21 protein-coding genes and 1 rRNA gene are annotated in these 21,923 nt (G+C 70.0%); 10 read left to right on the plus strand and 12 right to left on the minus strand.

The features are described 5' to 3' along the window. Together rrf and NMN56_RS41605 are read left to right on the plus strand one after the other, a co-directional pair. A 5S ribosomal RNA gene (rrf, locus tag NMN56_RS41600) occupies nucleotides 1-101 on the plus strand; the annotation flags it as partial. Nucleotides 102-385: 284 nt separating this feature from the next. Beyond that, entirely contained in the window at nucleotides 386-1,558 is a 1,173-nt protein-coding gene (locus tag NMN56_RS41605; RefSeq protein ID WP_280842823.1) for a ricin-type beta-trefoil lectin domain protein, read from the plus strand. A 78-nt stretch (nucleotides 1,559-1,636) separates the two neighbouring features. Here NMN56_RS41605 and NMN56_RS41610 read toward each other — a convergent pair whose 3' ends face one another. The 7 genes from NMN56_RS41610 to NMN56_RS41640 form a co-directional block, all read right to left on the minus strand. After that, nucleotides 1,637-3,361, minus strand: coding sequence for a sigma-70 family RNA polymerase sigma factor (locus tag NMN56_RS41610; protein WP_274044813.1), 1,725 nt, complete (start codon nucleotides 3,359-3,361; stop codon nucleotides 1,637-1,639). Nucleotides 3,362-3,651: 290 nt separating this feature from the next. Continuing rightward, nucleotides 3,652-5,223, minus strand: coding sequence for a hypothetical protein (locus tag NMN56_RS41615; protein ID WP_274044814.1), 1,572 nt, complete (start codon nucleotides 5,221-5,223; stop codon nucleotides 3,652-3,654). Nucleotides 5,224-5,287: 64 nt separating this feature from the next. Beyond that, a complete protein-coding gene (locus NMN56_RS41620) occupies nucleotides 5,288-6,718 on the minus strand; it encodes an ATP-binding protein (protein WP_274044815.1) in 1,431 nt (476 codons plus the stop codon). A gap of 160 nt (nucleotides 6,719-6,878) precedes the next feature. Next, the gene (locus tag NMN56_RS41625) at nucleotides 6,879-8,444 is read right to left on the minus strand and encodes an SCO6880 family protein (protein ID WP_274044816.1); all 1,566 of its coding nucleotides are present in this window, start codon (nucleotides 8,442-8,444) and stop codon (nucleotides 6,879-6,881) included. Continuing rightward, on the minus strand, nucleotides 8,444-9,769 hold the full coding sequence (locus NMN56_RS41630) for a hypothetical protein (RefSeq protein WP_274044817.1): 1,326 nt from the start codon (nucleotides 9,767-9,769) through the stop codon (nucleotides 8,444-8,446). Before NMN56_RS41630 ends, NMN56_RS41625 begins: the two co-directional genes overlap by 1 nt. Next, entirely contained in the window at nucleotides 9,759-10,592 is an 834-nt protein-coding gene (locus NMN56_RS41635; protein WP_274044818.1) for a DUF8175 domain-containg protein, read from the minus strand. Before NMN56_RS41635 ends, NMN56_RS41630 begins: the two co-directional genes overlap by 11 nt. A gap of 589 nt (nucleotides 10,593-11,181) precedes the next feature. After that, nucleotides 11,182-11,757, minus strand: a complete 576-nt coding sequence (locus NMN56_RS41640; RefSeq protein ID WP_274044820.1) for a nuclear transport factor 2 family protein — start codon at nucleotides 11,755-11,757, stop codon at nucleotides 11,182-11,184. A 194-nt stretch (nucleotides 11,758-11,951) separates the two neighbouring features. Here NMN56_RS41640 and NMN56_RS41645 point away from each other — a divergent pair, with 194 nt between their 5' ends. Next, the gene (locus tag NMN56_RS41645; protein WP_274044821.1) at nucleotides 11,952-12,251 is read left to right on the plus strand and encodes a YiaA/YiaB family inner membrane protein; all 300 of its coding nucleotides are present in this window, start codon (nucleotides 11,952-11,954) and stop codon (nucleotides 12,249-12,251) included. A 195-nt stretch (nucleotides 12,252-12,446) separates the two neighbouring features. On the opposite strand, the gene NMN56_RS41650 is transcribed toward NMN56_RS41645, so the two are convergent. Then, nucleotides 12,447-12,662, minus strand: coding sequence for a hypothetical protein (locus NMN56_RS41650; RefSeq protein WP_274044822.1), 216 nt, complete (start codon nucleotides 12,660-12,662; stop codon nucleotides 12,447-12,449). Between the two features lie 285 nt (nucleotides 12,663-12,947). Between NMN56_RS41650 and NMN56_RS41655 the strand changes: the two genes are divergently transcribed. Further along, on the plus strand, nucleotides 12,948-14,162 hold the full coding sequence (locus NMN56_RS41655) for a low temperature requirement protein A (RefSeq protein WP_274044823.1): 1,215 nt from the start codon (nucleotides 12,948-12,950) through the stop codon (nucleotides 14,160-14,162). 54 nt (nucleotides 14,163-14,216) lie between these two features. Here the strand turns inward: NMN56_RS41655 and NMN56_RS41660 are convergent, their stop codons facing one another. From NMN56_RS41660 to NMN56_RS41670, 3 genes are read right to left on the minus strand one after another with little or no spacing between them, the layout of a single operon-like run. Next, nucleotides 14,217-14,474 (minus strand): DUF397 domain-containing protein, encoded by a 258-nt coding sequence (locus NMN56_RS41660; protein WP_274044824.1) that lies wholly within the window; start codon nucleotides 14,472-14,474, stop codon nucleotides 14,217-14,219. 32 nt (nucleotides 14,475-14,506) lie between these two features. Continuing rightward, on the minus strand, nucleotides 14,507-15,151 hold the full coding sequence (locus NMN56_RS41665; protein WP_274044825.1) for an O-methyltransferase: 645 nt from the start codon (nucleotides 15,149-15,151) through the stop codon (nucleotides 14,507-14,509). Between the two features lie 47 nt (nucleotides 15,152-15,198). After that, entirely contained in the window at nucleotides 15,199-15,507 is a 309-nt protein-coding gene (locus tag NMN56_RS41670) for a hypothetical protein (RefSeq protein WP_274044826.1), read from the minus strand. Nucleotides 15,508-15,890: 383 nt separating this feature from the next. Here NMN56_RS41670 and NMN56_RS41675 point away from each other — a divergent pair, with 383 nt between their 5' ends. The 4 genes from NMN56_RS41675 to NMN56_RS41690 all read left to right on the plus strand — a co-directional run bounded on the left by NMN56_RS41675 (nucleotide 15,891) and on the right by NMN56_RS41690 (nucleotide 19,542). Then, on the plus strand, nucleotides 15,891-16,874 hold the full coding sequence (locus NMN56_RS41675; RefSeq protein ID WP_274044827.1) for a C40 family peptidase: 984 nt from the start codon (nucleotides 15,891-15,893) through the stop codon (nucleotides 16,872-16,874). A 256-nt stretch (nucleotides 16,875-17,130) separates the two neighbouring features. Beyond that, the gene (locus NMN56_RS41680) at nucleotides 17,131-17,877 is read left to right on the plus strand and encodes a phosphatase PAP2 family protein (RefSeq protein WP_274044828.1); all 747 of its coding nucleotides are present in this window, start codon (nucleotides 17,131-17,133) and stop codon (nucleotides 17,875-17,877) included. Nucleotides 17,878-18,308: 431 nt separating this feature from the next. Further along, on the plus strand, nucleotides 18,309-19,175 hold the full coding sequence (locus NMN56_RS41685; protein ID WP_274044829.1) for an SCO4651 family lipoprotein: 867 nt from the start codon (nucleotides 18,309-18,311) through the stop codon (nucleotides 19,173-19,175). A 166-nt stretch (nucleotides 19,176-19,341) separates the two neighbouring features. Continuing rightward, nucleotides 19,342-19,542: a hypothetical protein gene (locus NMN56_RS41690; protein WP_274045054.1), complete on the plus strand. Its 201-nt coding sequence runs from the start codon at nucleotides 19,342-19,344 to the stop codon at nucleotides 19,540-19,542. Between the two features lie 88 nt (nucleotides 19,543-19,630). Here the strand turns inward: NMN56_RS41690 and NMN56_RS41695 are convergent, their stop codons facing one another. Then, the gene (locus tag NMN56_RS41695) at nucleotides 19,631-19,993 is read right to left on the minus strand and encodes a metal-sensitive transcriptional regulator (protein ID WP_274044830.1); all 363 of its coding nucleotides are present in this window, start codon (nucleotides 19,991-19,993) and stop codon (nucleotides 19,631-19,633) included. 194 nt (nucleotides 19,994-20,187) lie between these two features. Between NMN56_RS41695 and NMN56_RS41700 the strand changes: the two genes are divergently transcribed. Further along, nucleotides 20,188-20,808, plus strand: coding sequence for a DUF47 domain-containing protein (locus NMN56_RS41700; RefSeq protein ID WP_274044831.1), 621 nt, complete (start codon nucleotides 20,188-20,190; stop codon nucleotides 20,806-20,808). Between the two features lie 6 nt (nucleotides 20,809-20,814). Continuing rightward, nucleotides 20,815-21,810 (plus strand): inorganic phosphate transporter, encoded by a 996-nt coding sequence (locus tag NMN56_RS41705; protein ID WP_274044832.1) that lies wholly within the window; start codon nucleotides 20,815-20,817, stop codon nucleotides 21,808-21,810. Nucleotides 21,811-21,923 lie beyond the last annotated feature (113 nt).

Consider the following 21,923-nt stretch of genomic DNA (forward strand, 5'->3'; position numbering starts at 1 on the left):
TGAGGGAAACGCCCGGTCTCATTCCGAACCCGGAAGCTAAGCCTTTCAGCGCCGATGGTACTGCATGCGGGAGCGTGTGGGAGAGTAGGACACCGCCGAACTCTTTGTGGAGAAAGCCCCGTTGGGAAACCCCAACGGGGCTTTCTTGCGTTCATTTGTAGTTACTGTTGGTGAACATTCCTGTGTGTGGCGTAGTTCGATAACGGGTCGGTAAACCTCCGGGACGAGGGGCCGGTAGCGCGCTCTTTCTGTGTGTACCCCCACAACAGGAGGCTTTGTGAATTCGAAGCGAGTGCGCTCCGGAGGAGAACACCGGGCGAAGTGCTGGAAGTTCGTGGTTCCCGGCGGGGCCGCGGCGGTTGCCGTTGCCCTCGTGTGGAGTGCCATGGGAATGCCCGGGTGGGCCGACGAGGCCGCTCAGCAGTCGTCGGCCCAGGCGGCGGCGCAGGTGAAGACCGACCCGGTCGGGGCAGTCGCGTGTGACGACGGCGAGGACGGTGACGGCAAGGGGCGTTATCAGCCCGTCTATGTGCACCGTGAGGGCGCTGGACCGCGGAAGAGCGGGCCGCAGATCGTGCAGCGGGTCATGTGGGACATCGACCAGACCTTTGAGGCAAGTGCCAAGCGGTATGCGGGTTTTGACGACAGCCGTCGCCCGCGGGTCGTACAGGATGAGAAGTGCCAGCCCGAGGTGCTGACCGTGTCCGTGGCCGGGCTCGCCGAAGAGCACTCGATGGGCGACGCGCGGGACGCGGCGAGCGCCGCGGTGAAGAAGGCGGTCACCAAGAGGCTCGGCAGCGAGGCGAAGTTCGAGAAGTGGGACAGCACGCACAGGAAGCTGTTCTTCTACGACACAGGAAAGCCCGACGGTTGTGGCACCGCCGGGGCGCCGGGGCCGGAGTCGCGGGCCGACATGCACAGCGGTTGGGCCGAGGTGTCCTGGGGCTGCGCGGGTGAGAGTGCGCTGACGCACGAAATGGTGCACAACTTCGGCGTGACCCACTGCGATGAGGACAAGTCCCAGGGGAACGACCCCATTTGCCGGGGTTACGACAAGACACCGCGCTGCGATGGGCCGCGTTCCGGGTCCGTTCTGGACTGTGGGCTGGACGACTTCCACTACTTCCACCCGCGGCCGGCCAAGGGCAGCTATCTGGCGGCGCATCCCAAGGAGAACGTCGCGCGCAGCCCGTATCTGATGAAGAATCGGCCCGCGAAGCCCGTGGCGACGCGGCTCGCGGATGTGGACAGCGGAAAGTGCGTCACCAAGGGCGCTTCCGGCGGCGTGAAGCTGGCCGCGTGCGGCAGTGGTGAGCAGACCTGGGTGCGGAGCATCGGCGGGCGTGGCTACTACAAGCTGAAGCTCGGCGCCGAGTGCCTGGAGAAGGGCAAGGGCGGTATCAGGCTGGCGAAGTGCGAGGCGGGGAAGGCCGCACAGCACTGGTGGATGAGCGCCAACCAGGGTGACGGACTCGACGCGTACCAGGTGGTGCACCGTTCCGGGGGCGACCCGGTGAAGGTGGGCGGGGCATCGACATTCCGGATGAAGCAGGCGTGAGCTAGCCGCCGTTGGCGGTACGGGGGTGAGGGTCCGGCCGGTGGCCGGGCCCTCTTTTTTCGTCCGTGGGGTGGGTGGTCAGCCGGAGAACGTGGTGCCGTCGTAGCGGAAGCGGAGGGACTTGGTGTTGTAGTAGTTCGGCGTGGTGCCGATGGTGGCGGCGTGGGACTGGCCCTGCTCGGCCTCGTGCCAGTCGTCGAGGCCGAGGAAGTGGAGGGCTGAGCCCTTCTGCGCGAAGGCGACGGTGCCGCCGTCGGGGAAGTACGTCCAGCGTGCGGTGCGGGCCGTGTGGGCCTCGGAGCCGCAGGAGCGCTGACGCACGGGAGCGCCGTCGGCCTCGGTGCCCGTGTGGGCGAGGCAGAGGCCGGTGGCGCGGTTGCGTATCCGGGCCTCCTGGGCCGGCCGGTCGAGGAGTAGGTCCCACTGCTGGGAGCGGGCGCCTGTGCAGCCCGTCTCGCGGGGTGCGGCGCCCACGCTGGGGGCGATGTCCATGCACAGCCCTGTGGACGCGATACGCAGGCGGGTACGTGCGTCGGCGGGCGGGCCGGGGGGCCTGGTGCGCGGCGAGGCTGCCGAAGTGCTGGGGGTGGGGGTGGGTTTGCGTGAACGGGTGGGGCTGTTCTTCGGTGTCGGCTCGCGGGGAGTCGGGTCGGTGTGTGTGGAGGAGGGCGTGGGGGCGGCGCGGGGTGGGCCATCGGGGTCAGGGCCGGAGTCCGGGTCGTGCGGGGAGAGGGCGAAGCCGCCGATGGCGAGGGCGAGTACGGAGGCGCCGACAGAGGTGGCGATCTTGGTGCCCGTTGCGATGCCGGCCCCGGTTGCTGCGGCTCCTGTGCCCGCGGCGGCTCCCGCACTCCCCGTTCCTCCCGCGGCGGCTCCTCCCGCGCTGCCCGCCCCTCCTGCTGCGCCCATGCCCGCTGTGGCTCCCATGCCCGCTGTTGCCCCCGCGCCCGCTGTGGCTCGCGTGAGGTAGGCGGTGGCTGCCCAGAGGAGGACGGCGGTGGGGAGGACGGTGCGGAGGCCGGCGTTCAGTTCGGTGAGTTCGAGGCGGGCGGCCTGGCAGGTGGGGCAGTCGGCGAGGTGGCGTTCGAGGTCCCGGTTCGTACGGCGGCCCGTACGGCGTACGGAGGCGGCCAACAGGCCCGTATAGCGGCGGCATTCCTCGAAGCCCGTGGTGTGCACACGGTCGGTGTGTGCGGTCAGGTACGCCTCGCGCAGGCCCTCGCGGGCGCGGGCCGTGAGGGAGGAGAGGCCACCGGGGCTGATGCCGAGCAGTGTGGCGATTCGGGGCGCGGATTCGTTCTCGACAGCCGAGTGCCACAGCGCCGTCTGCCAGCGTTCGGGGAGCGAGCGGAAGGCGCGGAGGACGAGGTGCGCGTCCTCCGCGCGCAGCATGCGGTCCTCGCTGCTCTCGGCTGTGGGCGCCTGGTCGAGCCAGCGTTCGAAGTCGGGGGACAGCTCGGTGCGGCGCTCGGTGTCGGCCCAGGCGGCTGCGGTGCGCCGGACGGTCGTCAGCAGGTACGGCCGCCATGCCTCGCGGGGCCCGCCGCCCGTGCGAATGGCCTGGAGCGTGCGCGTGAACGCCTCGGAGGTGAGGTCTTCCGCCGTGTGCGGATCCCGGCAGCAGGTACGCGCGTACGCGAGGACGGGAGCGCGGTGGCGCCGGTACAGCTCGGCGAGAGCGGCCTCGGCGGCGGGGGCGCCGCCGTCACGGAGGGACGCGGTGAGCGCGGCGTCGCTCTCACCCGCTTCGGGGTGGGGGACCGGGGCCTCACCGGTGTTGTCTGTGGGGCTGCTGGGGGGCATGGCGGTCATTGTGAGGGATGGGTGTGGGACGGGGAAGCGGGGTGCCGGACGCCATGGAAGCGGGGTGCCGCGTGGGTGCGACGGAGGTCCGGACGGAGTGGGGCGGGTGCCGGACGGGAGGGGGCGGGCGCCCTGCGGAGTGTGGCGGGGTGCTTGGCGGAGCGGCCGGGTGTCCGGACGGCATACGGGCGGGGGTGCTCGTCCGGCCCGGAGGCGGGGCGCCCGGACCGGCTGGAGGCGGGGCCCGGCGAGTGGGGCGTTGTGGTGCCCGGTGGGGCCGGGTGGGGGCGTCAGCGAGCTGGTTGCAGGTCGATGACCGAGGTGAGTGGTGGGTCGAGCCGACCGGCAGATGACCGTACGGCCATGCGGCGGCCGTGCTCGACCACGCTCTGGGTGAGCGCGTTGAGGAGCGGAAGGACGTCCGGATCCTCGCCCACTACATAGAGCGTGCCCGTTTCGGCGATGAAGGATTCCAGCGCGATGCGGTCGGCCCGCTCGGCCGAGCACGCGTTGCGTACGTGGAGGCTGCCGAGGGGCGCCAGTGCGCGGCGGATCAACGCGACGGCGTCGGCGCGTAGTTGGGGGTGCCCGGCGAGGACCGACTCCAGCTCGCCCGCTGCTCCCGAGGTCGCCTTGGGGTGCGCGCGCAGCGTCCGTACGGGATCGGTCGCGGGGGCCGTTGCCAGGGCCCAGCGGTGGACCTCGCGGAACGGGCGGCCCTCCAGGGCGGCGGCGTGCAGCCAGCAGCGCAGCATCGTCTCGGCCGTGGTGTGGGTGGTCGCGTCGATGGGGCGGGGGGAGCGCGACGGCGCGAGCAGGTCCGTGGCACGCGCTGCGGCCGTTGCCCTGTCGGCGCAGCCGTGGTGCGGGGACCAGCGCAGGCGGTCGGGGGTGTCGCACGCGTGCGTGGGGTCGAAGAGGTGTACGGGCCCGAGCTTGGCGCGCGCGGTCTTCGTCGCGGCCCACAGGTCGGGCGAGGCGGACGCGACGAGCGCGGCGCCCGGGGACTCCAGGACGCGGGTGATCCCGTCCTCGTGTGCCTGGCCCCTGGAGTCGCGGGCCACCAGGGCTGCGGCCTCGATCGGCGGTGCGGCCTCAACCGGGTTGCCGGGTGCGGGTGTTGCGGCGGCGGACAGCGACACGGGGCGCTGGTGTCCGGCCGGATCGGCGGGGACGGCTGGATCGGTCGGATCGCCGAGAAGGGCTGGGTCGGCCCCGGCGGCCTGCGCGGTCGGCGTGAACCGCTCGGCTCCGGTGCGCTGTTCGGGCAGCGTCGGCCTTTCCATAGTCCTGTCCGGGTGCGAGGCGGTGGGATGTTCGCGCGCACGCGCGCCTCCATGGCGCTCGGCGTCGGCCCCTCCGGCCTCGCCCTCCCGCTCACGTGTGCGTCCCCGGTCCCGTTCCCGCCCTGGTTCCTGGTCCCGTTCCCGCTCTCGGTCCCTTTCCCTTTCCCGTTCCCGCTCGCGCGCGAGGTGGCGGGCTCTGCGTACGGCGCGGGCGCGGGTGAAGGTGCCCATGACGAAGATCGTGAGGACTATCAGGACCATCAGCTGGCTGATGAAGACGCCCCAGAACAGCCCGTATCCGGAGAGCTGTTCGCGCGGGGTGTCCGCCCAGGCGCCGGCGAGGTCGTGCGGGTCGGTGACCAGTTCGCGTACCGCGAGCGGGGTCCTGCCGAACGACACGTTGTCCGGCCATGAGCCGTGCGCGAAGAGCCCTGAGATGCCCGTCGCCGTCCAGGCGAACAGGCTGAGCCCGACAAGGAAGGCCAGCGTGCCGACGAGCAGGCCGTCGGGGACGCCCCCACCTCCCGCGCGCTGCGGCCGGTGCGGGTGGTGCGGGTACGGGTCTCTGTAGGACATCGGCACAGATATTCAACCGGGGGTGTGAGGTTGGGGCAAGATCCCGACCACGGGGCCGTCGCCTCTAGGCCACCGTCGGGTTCGAGGTGGACGAGCGTTCCATCGCCAGGGCACGTGCCTCCGTCTCCGCGTCCAGGTCGGCCGCCAGCGCGGCCTCGAACGAGGCCGCCTCGGCTTCGGCCTCCGCCTGGGTCTGGGTCATCGCGCGGTCGGTGAAGACGAGGGGGCGTTCGGCCTCGGTGATGAGGTGTTTGACGACCTGGACGTTGCCGTTGACGTCCCAGACGGCGATGCCGGGTGACAGCGTCGGGATGATCTCAACGGCCCAGCGCGGCAGCCCGAGTACCTTGCCGGTGGCTCTCGCCTCGTCGGCCTTCTGCGCGTAGATGGTCCTGGTCGAGGCCATTTTGAGGATCGCAGCCGCCTCTCTCGCCGCGGCGCCGTCAACCACGTCGGACAGGTGGTGGACGACGGCGACGAAGGAGAGCCCCAGTCGCCGCCCGAACTTCAGCAGGCGCTGGAACAGCTGTGCCACGAAGGGCGAGTTGATGATGTGCCACGCCTCTTCGACGAGGAAGATGCGCTTGCGCCGGTCGGGCCTGATCCAGGTGTGTTCGAGCCAGACTCCGACGATGGCCATCAGAATGGGCATCGCGATGGAGTTGCGGTCGATGTGGGAGAGGTCGAAGACGATCAGTGGTGCGTCCAGGTCGATACCGACGGTCGTCGGTCCGTCGAACATGCCGCGCAGGTCGCCGTCGACGAGCCGGTCGAGCACGAGTGCGACGTCCAGGCCCCATGCGCGTACGTCGTCCAGCGCGACGTTCATCGCCTCTGCCGCCTCCGGCTTGGGGTGGCGCAGCTGGTCGACGATGTCGGTGAGGATCGGCTGCCGGTCGGTCGTCGTGGCGTTGACGTAGGCGTGCGCGACCTTGAGCGCGAAGCCGGAACGCTCGTCCAGGCCGTGCCCGAGAGCGACCTCGATGATGGTGCGCAGCAGCGCGAGCTGGCCCGTCGTGGTGATGGCGGGGTCGAGCGGATTGAGGCGGATGCCCTGGTCCAGCGCGGCCGTCGGGTCGAGTCGGATGGGCGTTATGCCCATCTCCTCGGCGATCAGGTTCCACTCGCCGACGCCGTCCTCGCCCTGTGCGTCGAGCACGACGACCTGGCGGTCCTTGAAGCGCAGTTGGCGCAGTACGTACGTCTTCTCCAGCGCGGACTTGCCGTTGCCCGACTCGCCGAGCACCAGCCAGTGGGGGGCCGGCAGTTGCTGCCCGTACAGCTGGAACGGGTCGTAGATGTATCCCTTCCCGCTGTAGACCTCGCGGCCGATGATGACGCCGGAGTCGCCGAGGCCGGGCGCGGCCGTGGGGAGGTAGACGGCCTGCGCCTGGCCCGTCGAGGTGCGGACGGGCAGGCGGGTCGTCTCCGTCTTGCCGAAGAGGAAGCCGGTGAAGGCTTCGGTGAGAGCGGACAGCGGATCGAGCGCGGCCATTTCGGCTACCTCCGGCCTGGGCCTGTGCGTGTGCCTGTGGCTGTGGGGGGACGTACCTGCGGGGGCGCGTACCTGGGGGATGCGTACCTGGGGGACGTACGAGTGGGAGACGTGGGGGAACGTGGGTGCGGTTCTGGTGGGCCCGTCCCTGGTGGGGCCGTCAGCGCCTGATCCCTGTCGCGAACGGAAGGGTGTTGACGAACGCGCGGTGGTGTTCTCTGTCGCACCACTCCAGCTTCAGATAGCTCTTGCCTGCCGAGGCCCTGATCGTGCGCTTGTCGCGCGCGAGGGCTTCGGGGGAGCGCGAGGAGACCGTGATGTAGCCGACGAGGTTGACCCCGGCCGCACCTGAAGCCAGGTCCTCGCCGCGCTGGTCGACGCGGCCCTGCGAGGCGACGTCACGCGGGTCGATCGTACGGTTCATCTTCGCCGCGCGGCTCGCCTCCGCCTCGTCGTTGGTCTTCTCCGTCAGCATCCGCTCAATGGCCAGTTCGGTGGGCTCCAGATCCATCGCGACCGCGACCGTACGGATCACGTCCGGCGTGTGGACCAGCAGCGGAGCGAGGAAGTTGACGCCCACCGGCGTCATCGGCCACTCCTTCACCCACGCCGTCGCGTGGCACCAGGGGGCGCGGGTCGTGGACTCGCGGGTCTTGGCCTGGAGGTAGGTCGGCTCCCTCGCGTCCAGTTCGGCGGGCCACGCGTTGCGCTTGGACATGGCCTGAATGTGGTCGATCGCGTGGTCGGGGTCGTACATGGAGTGGACCAGCGAGGAGAGCCGTGCCTGGCCCAGCGGCTGCCGTACCCGGATGTCCGCCTCGGCCAGGCGGGCGCAGATGTCGGTGAGTTCGCGCGCCATCACTATGGCCAGGCCCTCGTCCTTGGACAGCTTGCGGCCGGCCGAGCGGCGTGCGGCCTTGGCGATCGTGGCGCCCTCGGTGGCCAGCTCGCGGCCGTAGTGCATACAGGCGACGAGATACGCGCGGTGCTGCTCGCTGGAGGTGGAGACCATCGACTGGAGCTGGTCGTAGGACTTGCGCAGCCAGTCGGCCGACCGCTCGTCTCCGCGCTGCGAGACGTCCTTGGCGTGCGCGTCCGGGTCGGCGGGGAGCGTACGGGCGAGCATCTGGAGGCGGGAGACGTAACCGTCGCCGTTCGCCACGTGCTTGAGGAGCGTGCCGAAGCGGTCGACCAGCGCCTCCTGGTCCTCGCTGTCGCGCAGCCCGACGCCCGGGCCCTCGATCTCGATGGCCGCCGTGACCGTACGCCTGTCCGCGTGCAGCAGCACCGCGATCTCGTCGGGGCCGAACGGCGCCGCCAGCCAGTTGATCCGGCCGACGCCGGGCGGCGGGCCGATCTCGACCTCGCGGCCGTCCAGGTTGATGCCCGCCTCGGCCACCTCGGAACGGTACGTCGTGCCGTTGCGGTGCAGGCGCTTGAACGAGCGCCTGATCTCGAACCACTTGTAGAACGTACGGCCCTTGTACGGCACGTAGATCGCGGCCAGCGCGATCACGGGGAAGCCGATGAGTGCCGGGATGCGCAGCGAGAGTACGGGGATGACCAGGCCGCTCATCATCCCGAGGAACGCGCCGACGATGATCAGGCCGATCTCGCCCGTCTCGCGGTTCTTGCCGACGATCGCGTTGGGCCGCGCCCTGCCGATCATGTACGTACGGCGCGGCGCTGCCGGTCCTGGCCCTGCCGTGTGGGACGGGGTCGTCATCAGCGGTCACCTCCGGAGGGGCGGTTCTGGTTCTGGCGGGGCGGGCGTGCCGCGTGGGGAGTGCCGGTGCTGGGGGCCGCCGCCGGCTGCTTCTGCGGGGGCGGCGCCGGTGTGCCGCCTCCGCCTCCGCCCCCGCCGCCTCCGCTGCCGCGGGAGCTGTGGGCCGCCATGCCGCCCGAGACCGCGCTGCCCGACGGCTTCGCGGCTGCCGACGGCGTGCTCGCCGCTGTCTGCGCGCCCCGCCCGCCGTGCGTGTTGATGCCCTGCCGTACGAGCGCTGCGGGCGAGGAGACGACGGCGGCTGCGGCGCGCGACGACGGATCGCGGATGGCGTTGCGGTGGTTGACGATGTCGTCACCGAAACCGGGCACGAAGCGGTAGATCATCGCGCTGGCGAAGATGGCCAGCAGGATGATGGCCAGGCCCGACACGATCGCCGACACGGCATCGGGCCCGTCGCCGCTGGCCAGCGCGCCGGCGAGGCCGAGCACGATCACGATCACGGGTTTCACGAGGATCACGGCGATCATGATGCCCGCCCAGCGGCGTACATGTCCCCACAGATTCTTGTCGACAAGACCGGCATAGACCGCCGTGCCGAGCAGCGCGCCCACGTACAACAGGGCAGCGCGGACGACCAGTTCCAGATACAGCACGCCCGCGGCCAGCACCGAGACCAGCGAGACGACGATCAGCATGATCGGCCCGCCACCGATGTCGTTGCCCTTCTTGAGGGCCTGCGAGAACGTGCCGAAGAACTGGTCGGTCTTGCCGGATGTGCCCGAAGCGACGACATCCGTCACCGCGTCCGTCGCGGAGACGACCGTATAGAGGATGAGCGGCGTGAACGCCGAGGCCAGCACCGTCAGCCACAGGAAGCCGATGGCCTCCGTCAGCGCCTCCGTGAACGGCACGCCGCGCACCGCCCGCTTGGCGACGGCCAGCAGCCACAGGGTCAGCGTCAGGATCGTCGAAGCGGCGAACACCACCGCGTACTGGCGGAGGAACTCCGTGTTGGTGAAGTCCACCTTCGTCGTCGAGTTCACCAGCTCCGCGAGCTTGTCCACGGTCCAGGACGCCGCTTTCGCGCAGCCCTTCGCGAGCGAGGACAACGGGTCGAGCGCCGCGTCAGGACTCTGCGAGGGCGGCCCGGAGTCCGGGCCTTTGTCGCCTTGCTCGCAGTACTCCTTGGCGGGGCCCACGACGAGGTCGCAGTCCTCCTTGGGCGCGGCCGTCGCGCGCGTGGCCAGTAGCAGCGCCGCGGCTTGCAGCCCGGCGAGGGCGGTTCCGATCGCGGCGAGGCGATGCCGTGGGCTAGCGGGCATACGTGAACCCTCCGTACTCGTCCACGGCGTCGGCGATCTCGTCGGCGCCGGAGGCCCTGTTGTCACCGTTCACGGGGGCGGGGCCCTCTTTCTGTGCGAAGCTCTGCACCTTCCAGTCCCCGTCTTCCCAGCGGAGATCGAGCTGGAGCGTGAACCAGTCGCTCGTCACGGGGTTGGTGGACTTGTCACCGGCCGTGCCGAAGACTCCCGTGCACCACACGTCCAGCTTCGCCTTGGAGCCGCTGTAGGCGCGGGTCTTGGTGCCCACCGGGGAGGTACGGGAGACGTAGGTCATGCCGTTCTTGGCCTCGCCGTTCTCGTCCAGGCCAAGGTTGTCGAGGAACTTGGGGGAGTACGCCTTGTCCATCTTGGTCCGCATCTCAGCCACCTTGCCGGGGGCGAAGATCTGCTGGATCAGCTCGTCCCGTTTTCCGGGCTTGATGATGTCGGCGGACACCAGCGCGACAGCGAAGTTCGCCGCGGCGCTCTCGGCGCCCTGCCGGGTGTGGGGGAAGCCCGTGGCGGGGGTCTTCGCGGAGTCGACCGGCTTCTTGCCTGAGGGCGCGGTGGGTTGGGACTGTGCGCCCCCGTTGCGCCCCTCGTCGGCACGTGGGTCGCCGCCGTCGTCGCCACGGTTGGCGAAGGCGATGGCGGCGATGAGCAGCACGACGACGCCCACGACGGTGACGAGGCTGCGTCCCGGCCGGGACGGGGGTCTGCCGCCGCCCTCCGAGCCGGGCAGCCGCGTCCGGGTGGTGAGGCGCCCCGCACCGCCCTGGCTCCCAGGATCGCGCCCATGCCCGTAGTCGCCGCCGTCACTCATGCCGGGCTGGCCTCCTCGACCTCAACTCGTCTTCCCAACTGCCGTCCGAGCATTGTCCCCTCACACGACGTTAGCCGCGCTGCCGCCGTCATGTGCCGAGTGCGAGGAGGCGGACGGAAGCATCGCCGCCGTATGCGGGGTGCGCCTCCGTGCATCCTTCCCCTTCGTCGCGTGCGTAGCACGGGTTCACAGAAACCACGTCGTACGAGGGAGCAGGTCAGCGCGGTCCCGCGCTACGCGTTCACTCATCGGTATATGCGGGGACGCGATGCGGGCTGCTCCGGATCCGCGGGTGGGGAACGGAGTTGGCCTGGGGGTCTGAGGGCCGGGTGACCCTCTGAGTGAACCATGCGGTCCGCCCGGCTCGTTCTCCGGTCACCGCCTGGGCGCTGAGCCGTGTCGAGCAGGGTCGGCGGCGGACGACGGCAAGCGCCGGTGGAGGTTGGAGGGTTCGTGACCGCTCAGGAACGAGCTGTGGCCAGGCCCCGGGTTCTCCGGGCCTGGCCATGAGTTCTGGGTCTGGGCGTTCTGCGCGTCCTGGGTGTCCCAGATGTCTGGACGTTCGAGATGTTCTGGACGACCGTTCCGCTCACGGTTCAGCGAGCGTCGCCTCCACCGTGATCCAGCCCGGCGGCACGCGGTCCGGGGTCTTCCAGTAGATGTCGAGGCGGGAGAGGAGCCCCTCGGAGGTCAGGGCCATGACGTTGGCGAAGTACATGGTCAGGGGCGTGTCGTCGGGGCCGGGCTGGATGGTTTCGGTGGCCTCGTTCAGGGCGTGCCGGGCGTCGGCGCTGAGGAAGGTGCGGCGGGCGCGCAGCTCGTGGTGGTACATACGGCCCGTGACGCGCGAGACGAACCGCAGGTAGGCGTCGCGTCCCCGGCAGGTGTCCTCCTCGTTGGCACGCATGCCGACGCGGGTGAAGTCCTCGGCGAGTACGGAGGCGACGGCGCCCCAGTCGTGGGTGTCCACTCCGTGCCAGAAGGTGGCGATGTTGGCGCTTGCGGTTGCTGCGGCGGCTGCGCCGGCTGTGGTGACCAGGCTCGCCGCGCTGGCCGGGTTCGCCGCGCTGGCCGGGTTCGCCGCAGGGGTCGCGGCGTCGGCTGCGGGAGCCGCGGTGGCTGTGGGGGAGTTCGTCCGGTGTGTCTGGTTCCCGTTACCTGACATTGCGTCAGGTTAGGCTCATGCGGCCGACTTCACCACCGTCGTACGGCTTCGTACTGCGGGCTCCCGTGGCGTCCTGCCCAGGCTTGTCCACAACCTGTGGATAAATATTCGAGCGGCCGAACGGGCGGTCGCGGCAAGAACATTGAGTACCCGTACCCATGTGCACACGCCATGTGCTCGGCAGGCTGGGGGACATGAGCGAATCGACTCCTACCATTCAGAGGCCCACGACGGCCGCGTTCTTCGTGCAGTCAGCGGTGGCATTCGGGCTGGCGCTCGCCGCCCTGCTGATCGGTATCGTCCGGCTGCCGGTCGGGCAGTGGGAACGCGGGTTCCTGGCGCTCGGGCTGGTCTTCGTCGTCTCTTCGGCCTTCACGCTGGCCAAGTGCGTGCGGGACCGGCAGGAGGCCACGGAGGTGACGAACAAGGTGGACAAAGCGCGCATCGACCAGCTCCTGACAGCGCAGGACCCGTTCGGCCCGGCCAAGCTGTAGCGGACGGCGCCGAGCTGCCACGCGACCCGAGCCGCGGGCCCGTCCGGACCCGGACCCCAGCCGTGGACCCGCCGGGAACAAGCGGTGGGCCCACCCGGGCCCGAGCCGCAGATGCACCCGGATCCGGGCCGTGCGGGCCGGGCCGAGGGGAGGGCCCCGTTCGGCCCGGCCGTGGGCGGGTTGGGTCGGGTCGGGTCAGTCCCAGCCGAAGTCGTCGCCGAACAGAAGCGTGTGCTCCAGCACGTCCTCGGCGGGGTCGTCGATCTGGCCCGCGTTGACCAGGCCGATCCGGGGTCCGTTGTGCGAGTTGCGCGGGTTCTCGTCCGCGTGGGCCGTGGCGGGCCCGAACGCGGTGGCGGCGGCGAGCGCCAGGGCACAAGTGGCCCAGCGGGCAAGGGTTTTGACGTTCATGGTTGCTCCCGGTTTCTCGTCGGTACGAGGGGTGGCACGTCGCAGTGCCTATTGACCGGGCCGCCGGTACGTCACGGTGATGATGCGACTCGTCTGATTGTTCGCGCGGTGCCATCCCGCGCCCCACCGCCCCACCGTCGCTCGCCCCACCGCCCCCTCGCCTCGTGCGGTGCAGCCACGCCCCACCGCCTCGCACGATGCCGCCCCGCGCCCCACCCCCCGGCCCCTTCACCCGGCTGGCTCCCTGCGGTCGTGCCGCTGCCGGTACGCCCGTGGAATGGGGGCATGAGCGAGAGCGGCGGGCGGCGGGCTTCGTGGTACCGGCCCATGCGCGGCCGGGACAGCTCGGAGGAGGGGCGCACGGCGACCCCGCTGGAGCTGCTGTTCGACCTCAGCTTCGTGGTGGCCATCGCACAGCTCGGCACGCAGCTGGAGCACGCCGTCACCGAGGAGCACTACGGCTTGGGCGCCATGGGCTTCGTGTTCACGTTCTTCGCGATCTGGTGGGCGTGGATGAACTTCACCTGGTTCGCCTCCGCCTACGACACCGACGACGTGCCGTACAGATGCGCGACGCTGGTGCAGATCGCGGGGGTGCTGGTGCTCGCTGCCGGGGTGCCGCGCGCGTTCAGCGGGCTCGACTTCACGGTACCGATCCTGGGTTACGCCGTGATGCGTACGGCTCTCATCGCCCAGTGGCTACGGGCCGCGCACCAGGCCCGGCACTCTGTACGCCGTCACACCGCGCTCCGTTACGCGGGGGGCATCACGGTCGCCGAGGCAGGATGGGTCGCGTGGCTGTTCATGCCGGACGGGTGGCAGCTGTGGTGGTTCCTGCTGCTCGTGATCGTGGAACTGGCCGTTCCTGCCTATGCGGAGCACTACTCCCTCACCCCCTGGCACGCGCACCACATCAGCGAGCGGTACGGCCTGTTCACGATCATCGTCCTCGGAGAGAGCATCACGGCGGCCACGGTCGGCATCCAGGAGGCGCTGGACGGCGAGGGGCAGGCCCGGCTGGGCGACCTGGCCGCCGTGGTCGTCGGAGGGCTGCTGATCATGTTCGCGATGTGGTGGCAGTACTTCTCCGTGCCGGCGCACGACCTGGTCAGACACCGTTCCCAACGGCTGCTCTCGCTGCTCGCCTGGGGCTACGGGCACGTCCTCGTCTTCGCGGGCGCGGCGGCCGTGGGCCCCGGGCTGGTGGTCGCGGCGAACCAGGCGCTGGCCACGAACGAACTGGACGCGCGGATGGCCGCCGCCGCTGTCGGGCTGCCGACGGCGCTGTACGTGCTGTGCGTGGAGTTCCTCCAACTCCGCCCGTACCAGCGCACCCCGCTCCTGCGCTGGGTCTTCCCCGCGTGCGCCGTTCTCGTACTCGCCGCGGTCTTCGCACCCCAACCGGTGCTGATCATGGGCATCGTGATGTCCCTGGCCGTCGGCGTCGCGGTGTACGGAACGGGACAGACGCACGCACAGGAGCAGCTCGTCGCCGACTGAGGCCGGCTGTCGCCCGCGCGTGTGTGCGGCCCCGTGCCGGCCGCGGGTGGGCGGCTAGCCGCCCGCACCGCCGCGTGCTTCGAGGTCGTCCACGAAGTGGTCGAACTCGTCGTTGCGTACGCCCAGTACGAACGCGTGCCACTTCGACTGTGTCGTCGTGACCACGTTCTCGGGATCGTCCGTCTGCCGGATATGGACCAGTTCGCCCTCGCCCGCCGCGACCTCGATGCACTCGGACTCGGGGTCCGGGTCATCCGTGGCGCGGATCCAGGTGAGATGGGCCCAGCGGGAGACCGCTTCGTGCTCGCTCATCCCCTCAGCGTACGAGGGGCGGCCGGTCATCCTCAGCGCTTCCGCACCAGCGTCACGCCGTCGCGCACGGGCAGCATCACGGACTCGACGCGGTCGTCCGCCGTGATCGTGTCGTTGGTCTGCCGGATCGCGATGTCAGCGGCGTCCTGTACCGCCGGGTCGATGACGCGTCCCTCGCGCAGGACGTTGTCGAGGACGATCAGGCCGCCGGTACGCATACGCGGCACCAGCTCCTCGTAGTACGTGGGGTAGCCGACCTTGTCCGCGTCGATGAACGCGAAGTCGACGGCCGGCTCCTGGGGGAGTGCGCGCAGCGTCTCGGCCGCGGGTGCGAGGCGCAGGTCGATACGGTCGGTGAGCCCTGCCCGCTTCCAGTACCGCCGCGCGATCGCCGTCCACTCCTCGGACACGTCGCAGGCCAACAGCCGCCCGTCCGCCGGCAGTCCGCGCGCGATGCAGATCGAGGAGTATCCCGTGAAGACCCCGACCTCGACGGCGAACCGCGCGCCCGTCAGCCGCACCAGCATCGAGAGGAACTCGCCCTCGTCGTGCGAGATCTGCATCTTCGTGCCGGGGCTCGCCGCGTGGGTCTCCTCGACGAGGTCGCGCAGGAGGTCGTCGGCAGGTGTGCAGTGGGCCAGCAGGTAGTCCTCAAGGGCGGGGTTGACGATGTCCATGGGACCTCTGGCTCCTCGGGTGAAGGACGGGGCGGCTGGGGCCTGCGTCAGACCGCCATGCCGTAGACGATGGTGAAGAGCGTGCCGAGCGAGCCGATGATGAACACGCCGGTGAGACCGGCGACGATCAGGCCCTTGCCCTGTTCGGCGCTGAAGGTGTCCCGCAGCGCCGTGGCACCGATCCGCTGCTTGGCCGCGCCCCAGATCGCGATGCCGAGGCAGAGCAGGATGGCCACAGCCATCACCACCTGGATCATCGTGCGGGCTTCGCCACCCAGAGCGCTGAACGGGCCCCAGTCCGGGGCGATTCCGCCGATGATGGTGGTGATATCGCCTTTGTCAGCCGCCAGGAGCATGGTGAACTCACCGCCGTAGTTCGAAGGTTGTCTCTGACGGATTGTGCCACGGCCCGCCGACAACCGGGACGGCCTGCTCCGGCGGAACAGCCCGAACCCACGTGCTCCTGTTGAACGCTCCTCGCCGCCGTGCTCAACGTGACATCAGTGCACACGTGTTCACGCTCCGGCATGCGCGGGGCCCCTCCGTGGGAGCGTCTGTCCCTGCCTTTCGTACTTCCGTGCGCCCCTCGTGAGCCCACCGGTGGCGGGGCGGCGAGGTGCAGCGTGGGTGCCGGCCGGCCTGCGTGCCGGCCTGCGTGCCGATGGGGCCCGTTGGCTGAAAAGATGACCGCTCCGGAGGTTCGGCACTGAAGTGGTGCGCTGTGGGGGAGGGTTGAGGAGTGCGCGGAAAGAAGCTGTGGCTGCTGGGCGTCGGCGGCGGACTGGGTGTGCTCTCCCTGTTCGTCGCGCTGCTCGTGGTGGGTACGTATGTGGCCGCCGCGGGCATCGCGGGAGGCGCGGGCGGTAAAACGGTCAGCCTCGCCAAGGGCACCGTGCCGGCGGCGTACGCGTCTCTGGTGCAGAAGTGGGGCAACAAGTGCGACGCGCTCAACCCCGCGCTGCTGGCCGCGCAGATCTACCAGGAGAGCGGCTGGCGTTCCGACGCGCAGAGCGGTGCGGAGGCGCAGGGCATAGCGCAGTTCATCCCCGGAACCTGGGCGACCCACGGCATCGACGCGAATGGCGACGGGAAGGCGGACGTATGGGATCCGGAGGATGCAATTCCGTCGGCGGCGAGTTACGACTGCAAGCTGGCGAAGTACGTCGAGGACGCACCCGGCGACGCCACGGAGAACATGCTGGCCGCGTACAACGCGGGCGCGTACGCGGTGATCAAGTACGGCGGGGTCCCGCCCTACAGCGAGACGAAGAACTACGTGTCCACCATCCGCAAGATGGAGCAGAGCTTCGCCTCCAGCAAGAGCCGCGTGGATCCGTCCAGGCAGGCGGCAGGCGCCATCTACTACGCGCAGAAGAAGCTGGGCACGCCCTATCTGTGGGGCGGCAACGGCACTCCGGAGCAGGGCGGCAGGTTCGACTGCTCGGGGCTGACGAAGGCCGCGTACGCCTCGGTCGACATCGAGCTGCCGCGGGTCGCGAACGATCAGTGGAACAGCGGACCGCACCCCGAGCGCGACGAGCTGCTGCCCGGCGATCTCGTCTTCTTCGGCACCGATCTGAACGATCCGAGATCCATCGACCACGTCGGCATCTATGTCGGCGGCGGCCACATGATCGACGCGCCCTACACGGGTGCGAAGATCCGGTTCGACCCGATCGACACCCCCAACTACTTCGGGGCCACCCGCCCGACGGGGGACTGACTCCGGCGCCCCCGGTCCCGGGCAGCGTCCGGGAGGCGGGGGTCGGGTTAACACTCTGTGAGGCATAGGCCCTGAGCTGCGGGAATGGGTCACTCTTGGATAACGTCCTGGTGATCGTTCGGTAAGAACGGAACGGTTCACCAGGCGCGGCGCGTTTTTCTCTGCGGAACGGAACTTCCGCAACACGACCACGGGGGGTCGTCAGCGCAGATCCAGCGATGAGCACACAGAGCAGAAATGAAGGGGCCGCACCGCGATGTCTTTCTGGGACAACCCTGATGTCGAGCTGCTCTACGAGATCAACGGCCTGGCCAAGGACGCACCCAGCTGGGCCGACCGCATCATGGAGTACGTCGGCGAGTACGGCATCGCCGTCGGGCTCGCCCTCCTCGGCCTGTGGGCCTGGTGGGGGATGACCCGTAGGCGCGAGACGCGTGACGAGGCCGTCACCGGCTTCGCCGGACTGGTCTGGGCGCCGCTGGCCGCCGTGCTCGCGCTGGTGGTCAACATCCCGATCCGCGGCTTCGTGGAGCGACGCAGGCCCTTCCTCGACCACAAGGGCCTGGACGTCCTGGTCGACGGCAAGACGGACTTCTCGTTCGTGAGCGACCACGCCACGCTCACCATGGCCATCGCCGTCAGCCTCTTCATGGTCCACCGCAAGTTCGGCCTCGTCGCCATCGCGCTCGCCGTCACCGAGGGCTTCTGCCGCGTCTACATGGGCGTTCACTACCCCACCGACGTCATCGGCGGCCTCGCCCTCGGTACGGCCGTTTCGCTGCTGCTCGCCCCGGGGGCGATGTGGGCGCTCACGCCCGTCGTACGCGCCATGACCCGCGTGCCGCGGCTCGACTCCCTGCTGTGGGCCGGGCCGTGGCACGGCGACACCCCCGCCCCGGGGCGGTCGGGGGAGCCCGGGCAGTCCGGGCTCGCCGGGTCCCCGGACGGGCGTCCGGGCCGGGCGGGCGTACGCCGCGGACGGGACCGCGACCTCGCCGCCTGAGCGGTGCGCCGCGCGGGGTGCCCCCGCAACTGCGCGTGGGTCCGGGTGGGTTGTGGTCGCCGGTTTGCACCGGTCGGCTGGGCTTGCCGCGCCCGCGCCGCGTAGCCGGATACCAGGCACAGCCCCAGCCCGCGCCCCTGATGAGGCCCGCCCTCATGGGCCCCGGATTGCTCCGTGGCCAGGTGGGTTCTCGCGTCCTCGCGGGCTCTGTCCCTGGCTCGGCGGGCGGGGCCGCGCCAGCCGCAGTCGCAGGAGGCGCTGCTGAAGGAGCCCCGTTCCGTGGTGGAGGTCAGGTGTCTGCCGGGTGCCGTTCCATCCTGGCGTTCGGGCGCTACTTCTCGCACGTGACCACCGTACTCGGCCCGTGACGGCGGGCCCTCGCCCCTCGTTGAACCGACCAATTCGGCGCGGGTGCGAGGGGTCGGCAGGGGATGGCAGTGCGGTGGCACGGACGGGGCGGCGCGGTCGCGGCCTCCGTACTCGCGGGCGCCGTCGGCATGACGCTTCTCACCGTGACGGGCTGCTCCGAGGGCGGTGCGGCGGCCAACGACGGCAAGCCCGACAAGGCCCGGCCCGACGCCGCCTCGGTCAGGCGCGCGGCGGACACGCTGCGGCGGGCCGGCAGCTCGCGGGTCCGTACCTCCATGGAGACGACCAGCGGCGGCACCCGGGTCACGATCGAGGGCAGGGGTTCCTTCGATTTCGTGCGCCGCACCGGCAAGTTGAGGGTCGCGCTGCCCCGCGGTGCCGAGGGCGCCAGGCCGGGGGAGCGCCGCCCGGTCACGGAGCTGATCGCGCCCGGTGCGCTCTACATGAAGAACCGCGGCGCCGGTGTCCCGCCCGACAAGTGGGTGCGCGTGGCCACCTCCGCCCTTCCCGACGGCAACCTGGTGACGGGTGGCGCCACCGATCCGGTCAGTGCGGCCGAACTGCTGCGAGGCGCACGGCACATCGTGTATGAGGGGGTGACGGAACTGAGGGGGGAGCGGGTGTGGCACTTCAGCGGCGTCGTGGACATGGAGGCGGCGGCCGTGGCGGCACCGCCGCACGCGCAACGGCAGTTGAGGGCGGCGGAGAAAGGGTTTTCCGGGAACGGTGTGCCGTTTGACGCCTATCTCGATGGGCAGGGGCGTTTGCGGAAGGTTCAGCACCGCTTCACTTTCGCCGCCGGCCCGACGCGTGGAGACGAAGGGGTCGCCGTCCTCTCCACCACCGTCCTCGACGCTTTCGGCACGCGCGTGCGGGTCGTGATGCCCGCGTCACGCGACATCTACGCGGGCAGGATCGCGACGCCGTAACGTGGGGCGGCCCGATGCGAAATGGTTCGGAAGTGCCATGCGCGGAGGGTGTGGCACTCCCTACGCTGGGAAACCGGGCTCCGGAGGCGCGGGCGCTTCCCGGGGCGCTTCACAGTTCACAAGCTCGGTATGAGGAGCACAGGAGGTGATACGTGTGCCTGCGTCGATGTCCGAGGGCGGTAATGGGGAACGGGGTCAGCGGCGTGCCCTTTTCCAGGACCACGTGGCCCTCGCCGAGATCGAGCTGTGCGGGGAGCTGATGATCGCCGCTTCCTCAGCCGAGGGCCCGCTGAGCGTGGACCGTATCGACGAGGTGCTCAGGTGCGCCGCGGGCGAACTGGACGACGTGCCCCATCCGTCCCGCTGATCCGGAGCGCGCTCCGCCGTTGCGCCCGGCGGGCGCGGGGACCCGCGCGCCCCTTCGGGCGCTCCGGACCGCAGCGAACCCACGCCGCTCAGGTCCGCATCAGGCGGGCGATGGCCGCGGTCGCCTCCTCCACCTTGGCGTCCATCTCGGCGCCGCCGTCGAGCGCCGCGTGCGCGACGCAGTGGCGCAGATGCTCCTCCAGGAGCTGGAGCGCGAAGGACTGGAGGGCCTTGGTCGAGGCCGAGACCTGAGTGAGTATGTCGATGCAGTAGACGTCCTCGTCCACCATCCGCTGGAGGCCGCGGATCTGGCCCTCGATCCGGCGCAGGCGCTTGAGGTGGGCTTCCTTGTCCTTGCTGTAACCGTGCTCACCGGTCGCCGCGTGTGCCGAGCAGCACTCCGACGTGGCTTCGGCCACGGTGTCGGGGGCGCCGGTTCCTGCCGTCGTCATGGGTCCTCCCGTGCGGGTTGGGGGCTGCCACCGTGGGCACTAATACCCCTGGCGGGTATATGATACCGGACTTTGCGTAGCCCGCTTCTGGCGGCGGGCCTCCATGGGTGACACTGGGGGACGCCGGTTCGCCGTGGCCGGATGATGCGCCTAGCATCAACGAGACCGACATCGATGCACCCTGAGGATCCCCAGTGCGCTTTCGTCTGACCCCAAGGGAGACGAGCTTCTACGACATGTTCGCGGCCTCCGCGGACAACATCGTGACCGGCTCGAAGCTCCTCATGGAACTTCTCGGCGCAGAATCCTCCGCGCGTGCCGAGATCGCTGAACGAATGCGGGCCGCTGAGCACGCGGGGGACGACGCGACGCACGCGATCTTCCACCAGCTCAACTCCTCCTTCATCACGCCGTTCGACCGCGAGGACATCTACAAGCTGGCGTCCTCCCTCGACGACATCATGGACTTCATGGAGGAGGCCGTCGACCTCGTCGTGCTGTACCAGATCGAGGAGTTGCCCAAGGGCGTGGAGCAGCAGATCGAGGTGCTGTCGCGCGCCGCGGAGCTGACGGCGGAGGCCATGCCGAACCTGCGCACCATGGCCAACCTCACCGAGTACTGGATCGAGGTCAACCGCCTGGAGAACCAGGCCGACCAGATCCACCGCAAGCTTCTGGCGCACCTGTTCAACGGCAAGTACGACGCCATCGAGGTCATGAAGCTCAAGCAGGTCGTGGACGCGCTGGAAGAGGCGGCCGACGCCTTCGAGCACGTGGCCAACACGATCGAGACCATCGCGGTCAAGGAGTCCTGACCCTCCGTGGACACCTTCGCGCTGATCATGACCGTCGGGGTCGCGCTCGGATTCACCTATACGAACGGCTTCCACGACTCCGCGAACGCCATCGCGACCTCGGTCTCCACGCGTGCGCTGACCCCGCGTGCCGCGTTGGCCATGGCGGCCGTGATGAACCTCGCCGGTGCCTTCCTCGGCAGCGGGGTCGCCAAGACCGTCAGTGAGGGGCTCATCCAGACCCCGCACGGGTCCAGCGGCATGGGCATCCTGTTCGCCGCGCTCGTGGGGGCGATCGTCTGGAACCTCGTCACCTGGTACTTCGGGCTCCCCTCCTCCTCCAGCCATGCGCTCTTCGGCGGCATGGTGGGCGCCGCGCTCGCGGGCGGTATCGCCGTCTACTGGACGGGGGTGCTCGAAAAGATCGTGCTGCCGATGTTCATCTCGCCGATCATCGGGCTGTTGCTCGGTTACGCGGTGATGTGCGTCATCCTCTGGCTCTTCAAGAGGTCCAACCCGCACCGCGCCAAGCGCGGCTTCCGTATCGCGCAGACCGTCTCGGCCGCCGGTATGGCGCTCGGACACGGTCTCCAGGACGCGCAGAAGACCATGGGCGTCGTGGTGATGGCCCTCAGCATCGCCGAGGTCCAGGACCACAACGACATCCCGGTCTGGGTCAAGATCGCGTGCGCCGCGATGCTGTCGCTCGGTACGTACGCGGGCGGCTGGCGGATCATGCGGACCCTCGGGCGCCGCATCATCGAACTCGACCCGCCGCAGGGTTTCGCCGCCGAGACCACGGCGGCCTCCGTGATGTACACCGCCTCGTTCATGTTCCACGCCCCCATCTCGACCACCCATGTGATCACTTCCGCGATCATGGGCGTGGGCGCCACCAAGCGGGTCAGCGCGGTGCGCTGGGGTGTCGCGAAGAACATCATCATGGGCTGGTTCATCACCATGCCGGCCGCGGCTGCGGCTGCCGCCGTCGTCTACTGGGCGGTCAAGCTCGTCTTCGGCTGACGGCCCGCCCCTGGTGCTGGGAGCCAGCCCCTGGTGCCGGGAGCCAGCCCCGGACCCCCGCTACGAGCGCGAGCGACGCTTGAACCGACGGGGCAGCCGTTGCGGAGGACGTA

It is taken from the genome of Streptomyces iconiensis (genome assembly GCF_028657195.3).
Classification (GTDB): Bacteria; Actinomycetota; Actinomycetes; order Streptomycetales; family Streptomycetaceae; genus Streptomyces; species Streptomyces iconiensis.

Coding starts and splice junctions, on each gene's coding strand:
- NMN56_RS41605 (WP_280842823.1), top strand. CDS start 386: ATGGGAATGCCCGGGTGGGCCGACGAGGCCGCTCAGCAGTCGTCGGCC.
- NMN56_RS41610 (WP_274044813.1), bottom strand. CDS start 3,361: ATGCCCCCCAGCAGCCCCACAGACAACACCGGTGAGGCCCCGGTCCCC.
- NMN56_RS41615 (WP_274044814.1), bottom strand. CDS start 5,223: ATGTCCTACAGAGACCCGTACCCGCACCACCCGCACCGGCCGCAGCGC.
- NMN56_RS41620 (WP_274044815.1), bottom strand. CDS start 6,718: ATGGCCGCGCTCGATCCGCTGTCCGCTCTCACCGAAGCCTTCACCGGC.
- NMN56_RS41625 (WP_274044816.1), bottom strand. CDS start 8,444: ATGACGACCCCGTCCCACACGGCAGGGCCAGGACCGGCAGCGCCGCGC.
- NMN56_RS41630 (WP_274044817.1), bottom strand. CDS start 9,769: ATGCCCGCTAGCCCACGGCATCGCCTCGCCGCGATCGGAACCGCCCTC.
- NMN56_RS41635 (WP_274044818.1), bottom strand. CDS start 10,592: ATGAGTGACGGCGGCGACTACGGGCATGGGCGCGATCCTGGGAGCCAG.
- NMN56_RS41640 (WP_274044820.1), bottom strand. CDS start 11,757: ATGTCAGGTAACGGGAACCAGACACACCGGACGAACTCCCCCACAGCC.
- NMN56_RS41645 (WP_274044821.1), top strand. CDS start 11,952: ATGAGCGAATCGACTCCTACCATTCAGAGGCCCACGACGGCCGCGTTC.
- NMN56_RS41650 (WP_274044822.1), bottom strand. CDS start 12,662: ATGAACGTCAAAACCCTTGCCCGCTGGGCCACTTGTGCCCTGGCGCTC.
- NMN56_RS41655 (WP_274044823.1), top strand. CDS start 12,948: ATGAGCGAGAGCGGCGGGCGGCGGGCTTCGTGGTACCGGCCCATGCGC.
- NMN56_RS41660 (WP_274044824.1), bottom strand. CDS start 14,474: ATGAGCGAGCACGAAGCGGTCTCCCGCTGGGCCCATCTCACCTGGATC.
- NMN56_RS41665 (WP_274044825.1), bottom strand. CDS start 15,151: ATGGACATCGTCAACCCCGCCCTTGAGGACTACCTGCTGGCCCACTGC.
- NMN56_RS41670 (WP_274044826.1), bottom strand. CDS start 15,507: ATGCTCCTGGCGGCTGACAAAGGCGATATCACCACCATCATCGGCGGA.
- NMN56_RS41680 (WP_274044828.1), top strand. CDS start 17,131: ATGTCTTTCTGGGACAACCCTGATGTCGAGCTGCTCTACGAGATCAAC.
- NMN56_RS41685 (WP_274044829.1), top strand. CDS start 18,309: ATGGCAGTGCGGTGGCACGGACGGGGCGGCGCGGTCGCGGCCTCCGTA.
- NMN56_RS41690 (WP_274045054.1), top strand. CDS start 19,342: ATGTCCGAGGGCGGTAATGGGGAACGGGGTCAGCGGCGTGCCCTTTTC.
- NMN56_RS41695 (WP_274044830.1), bottom strand. CDS start 19,993: ATGACGACGGCAGGAACCGGCGCCCCCGACACCGTGGCCGAAGCCACG.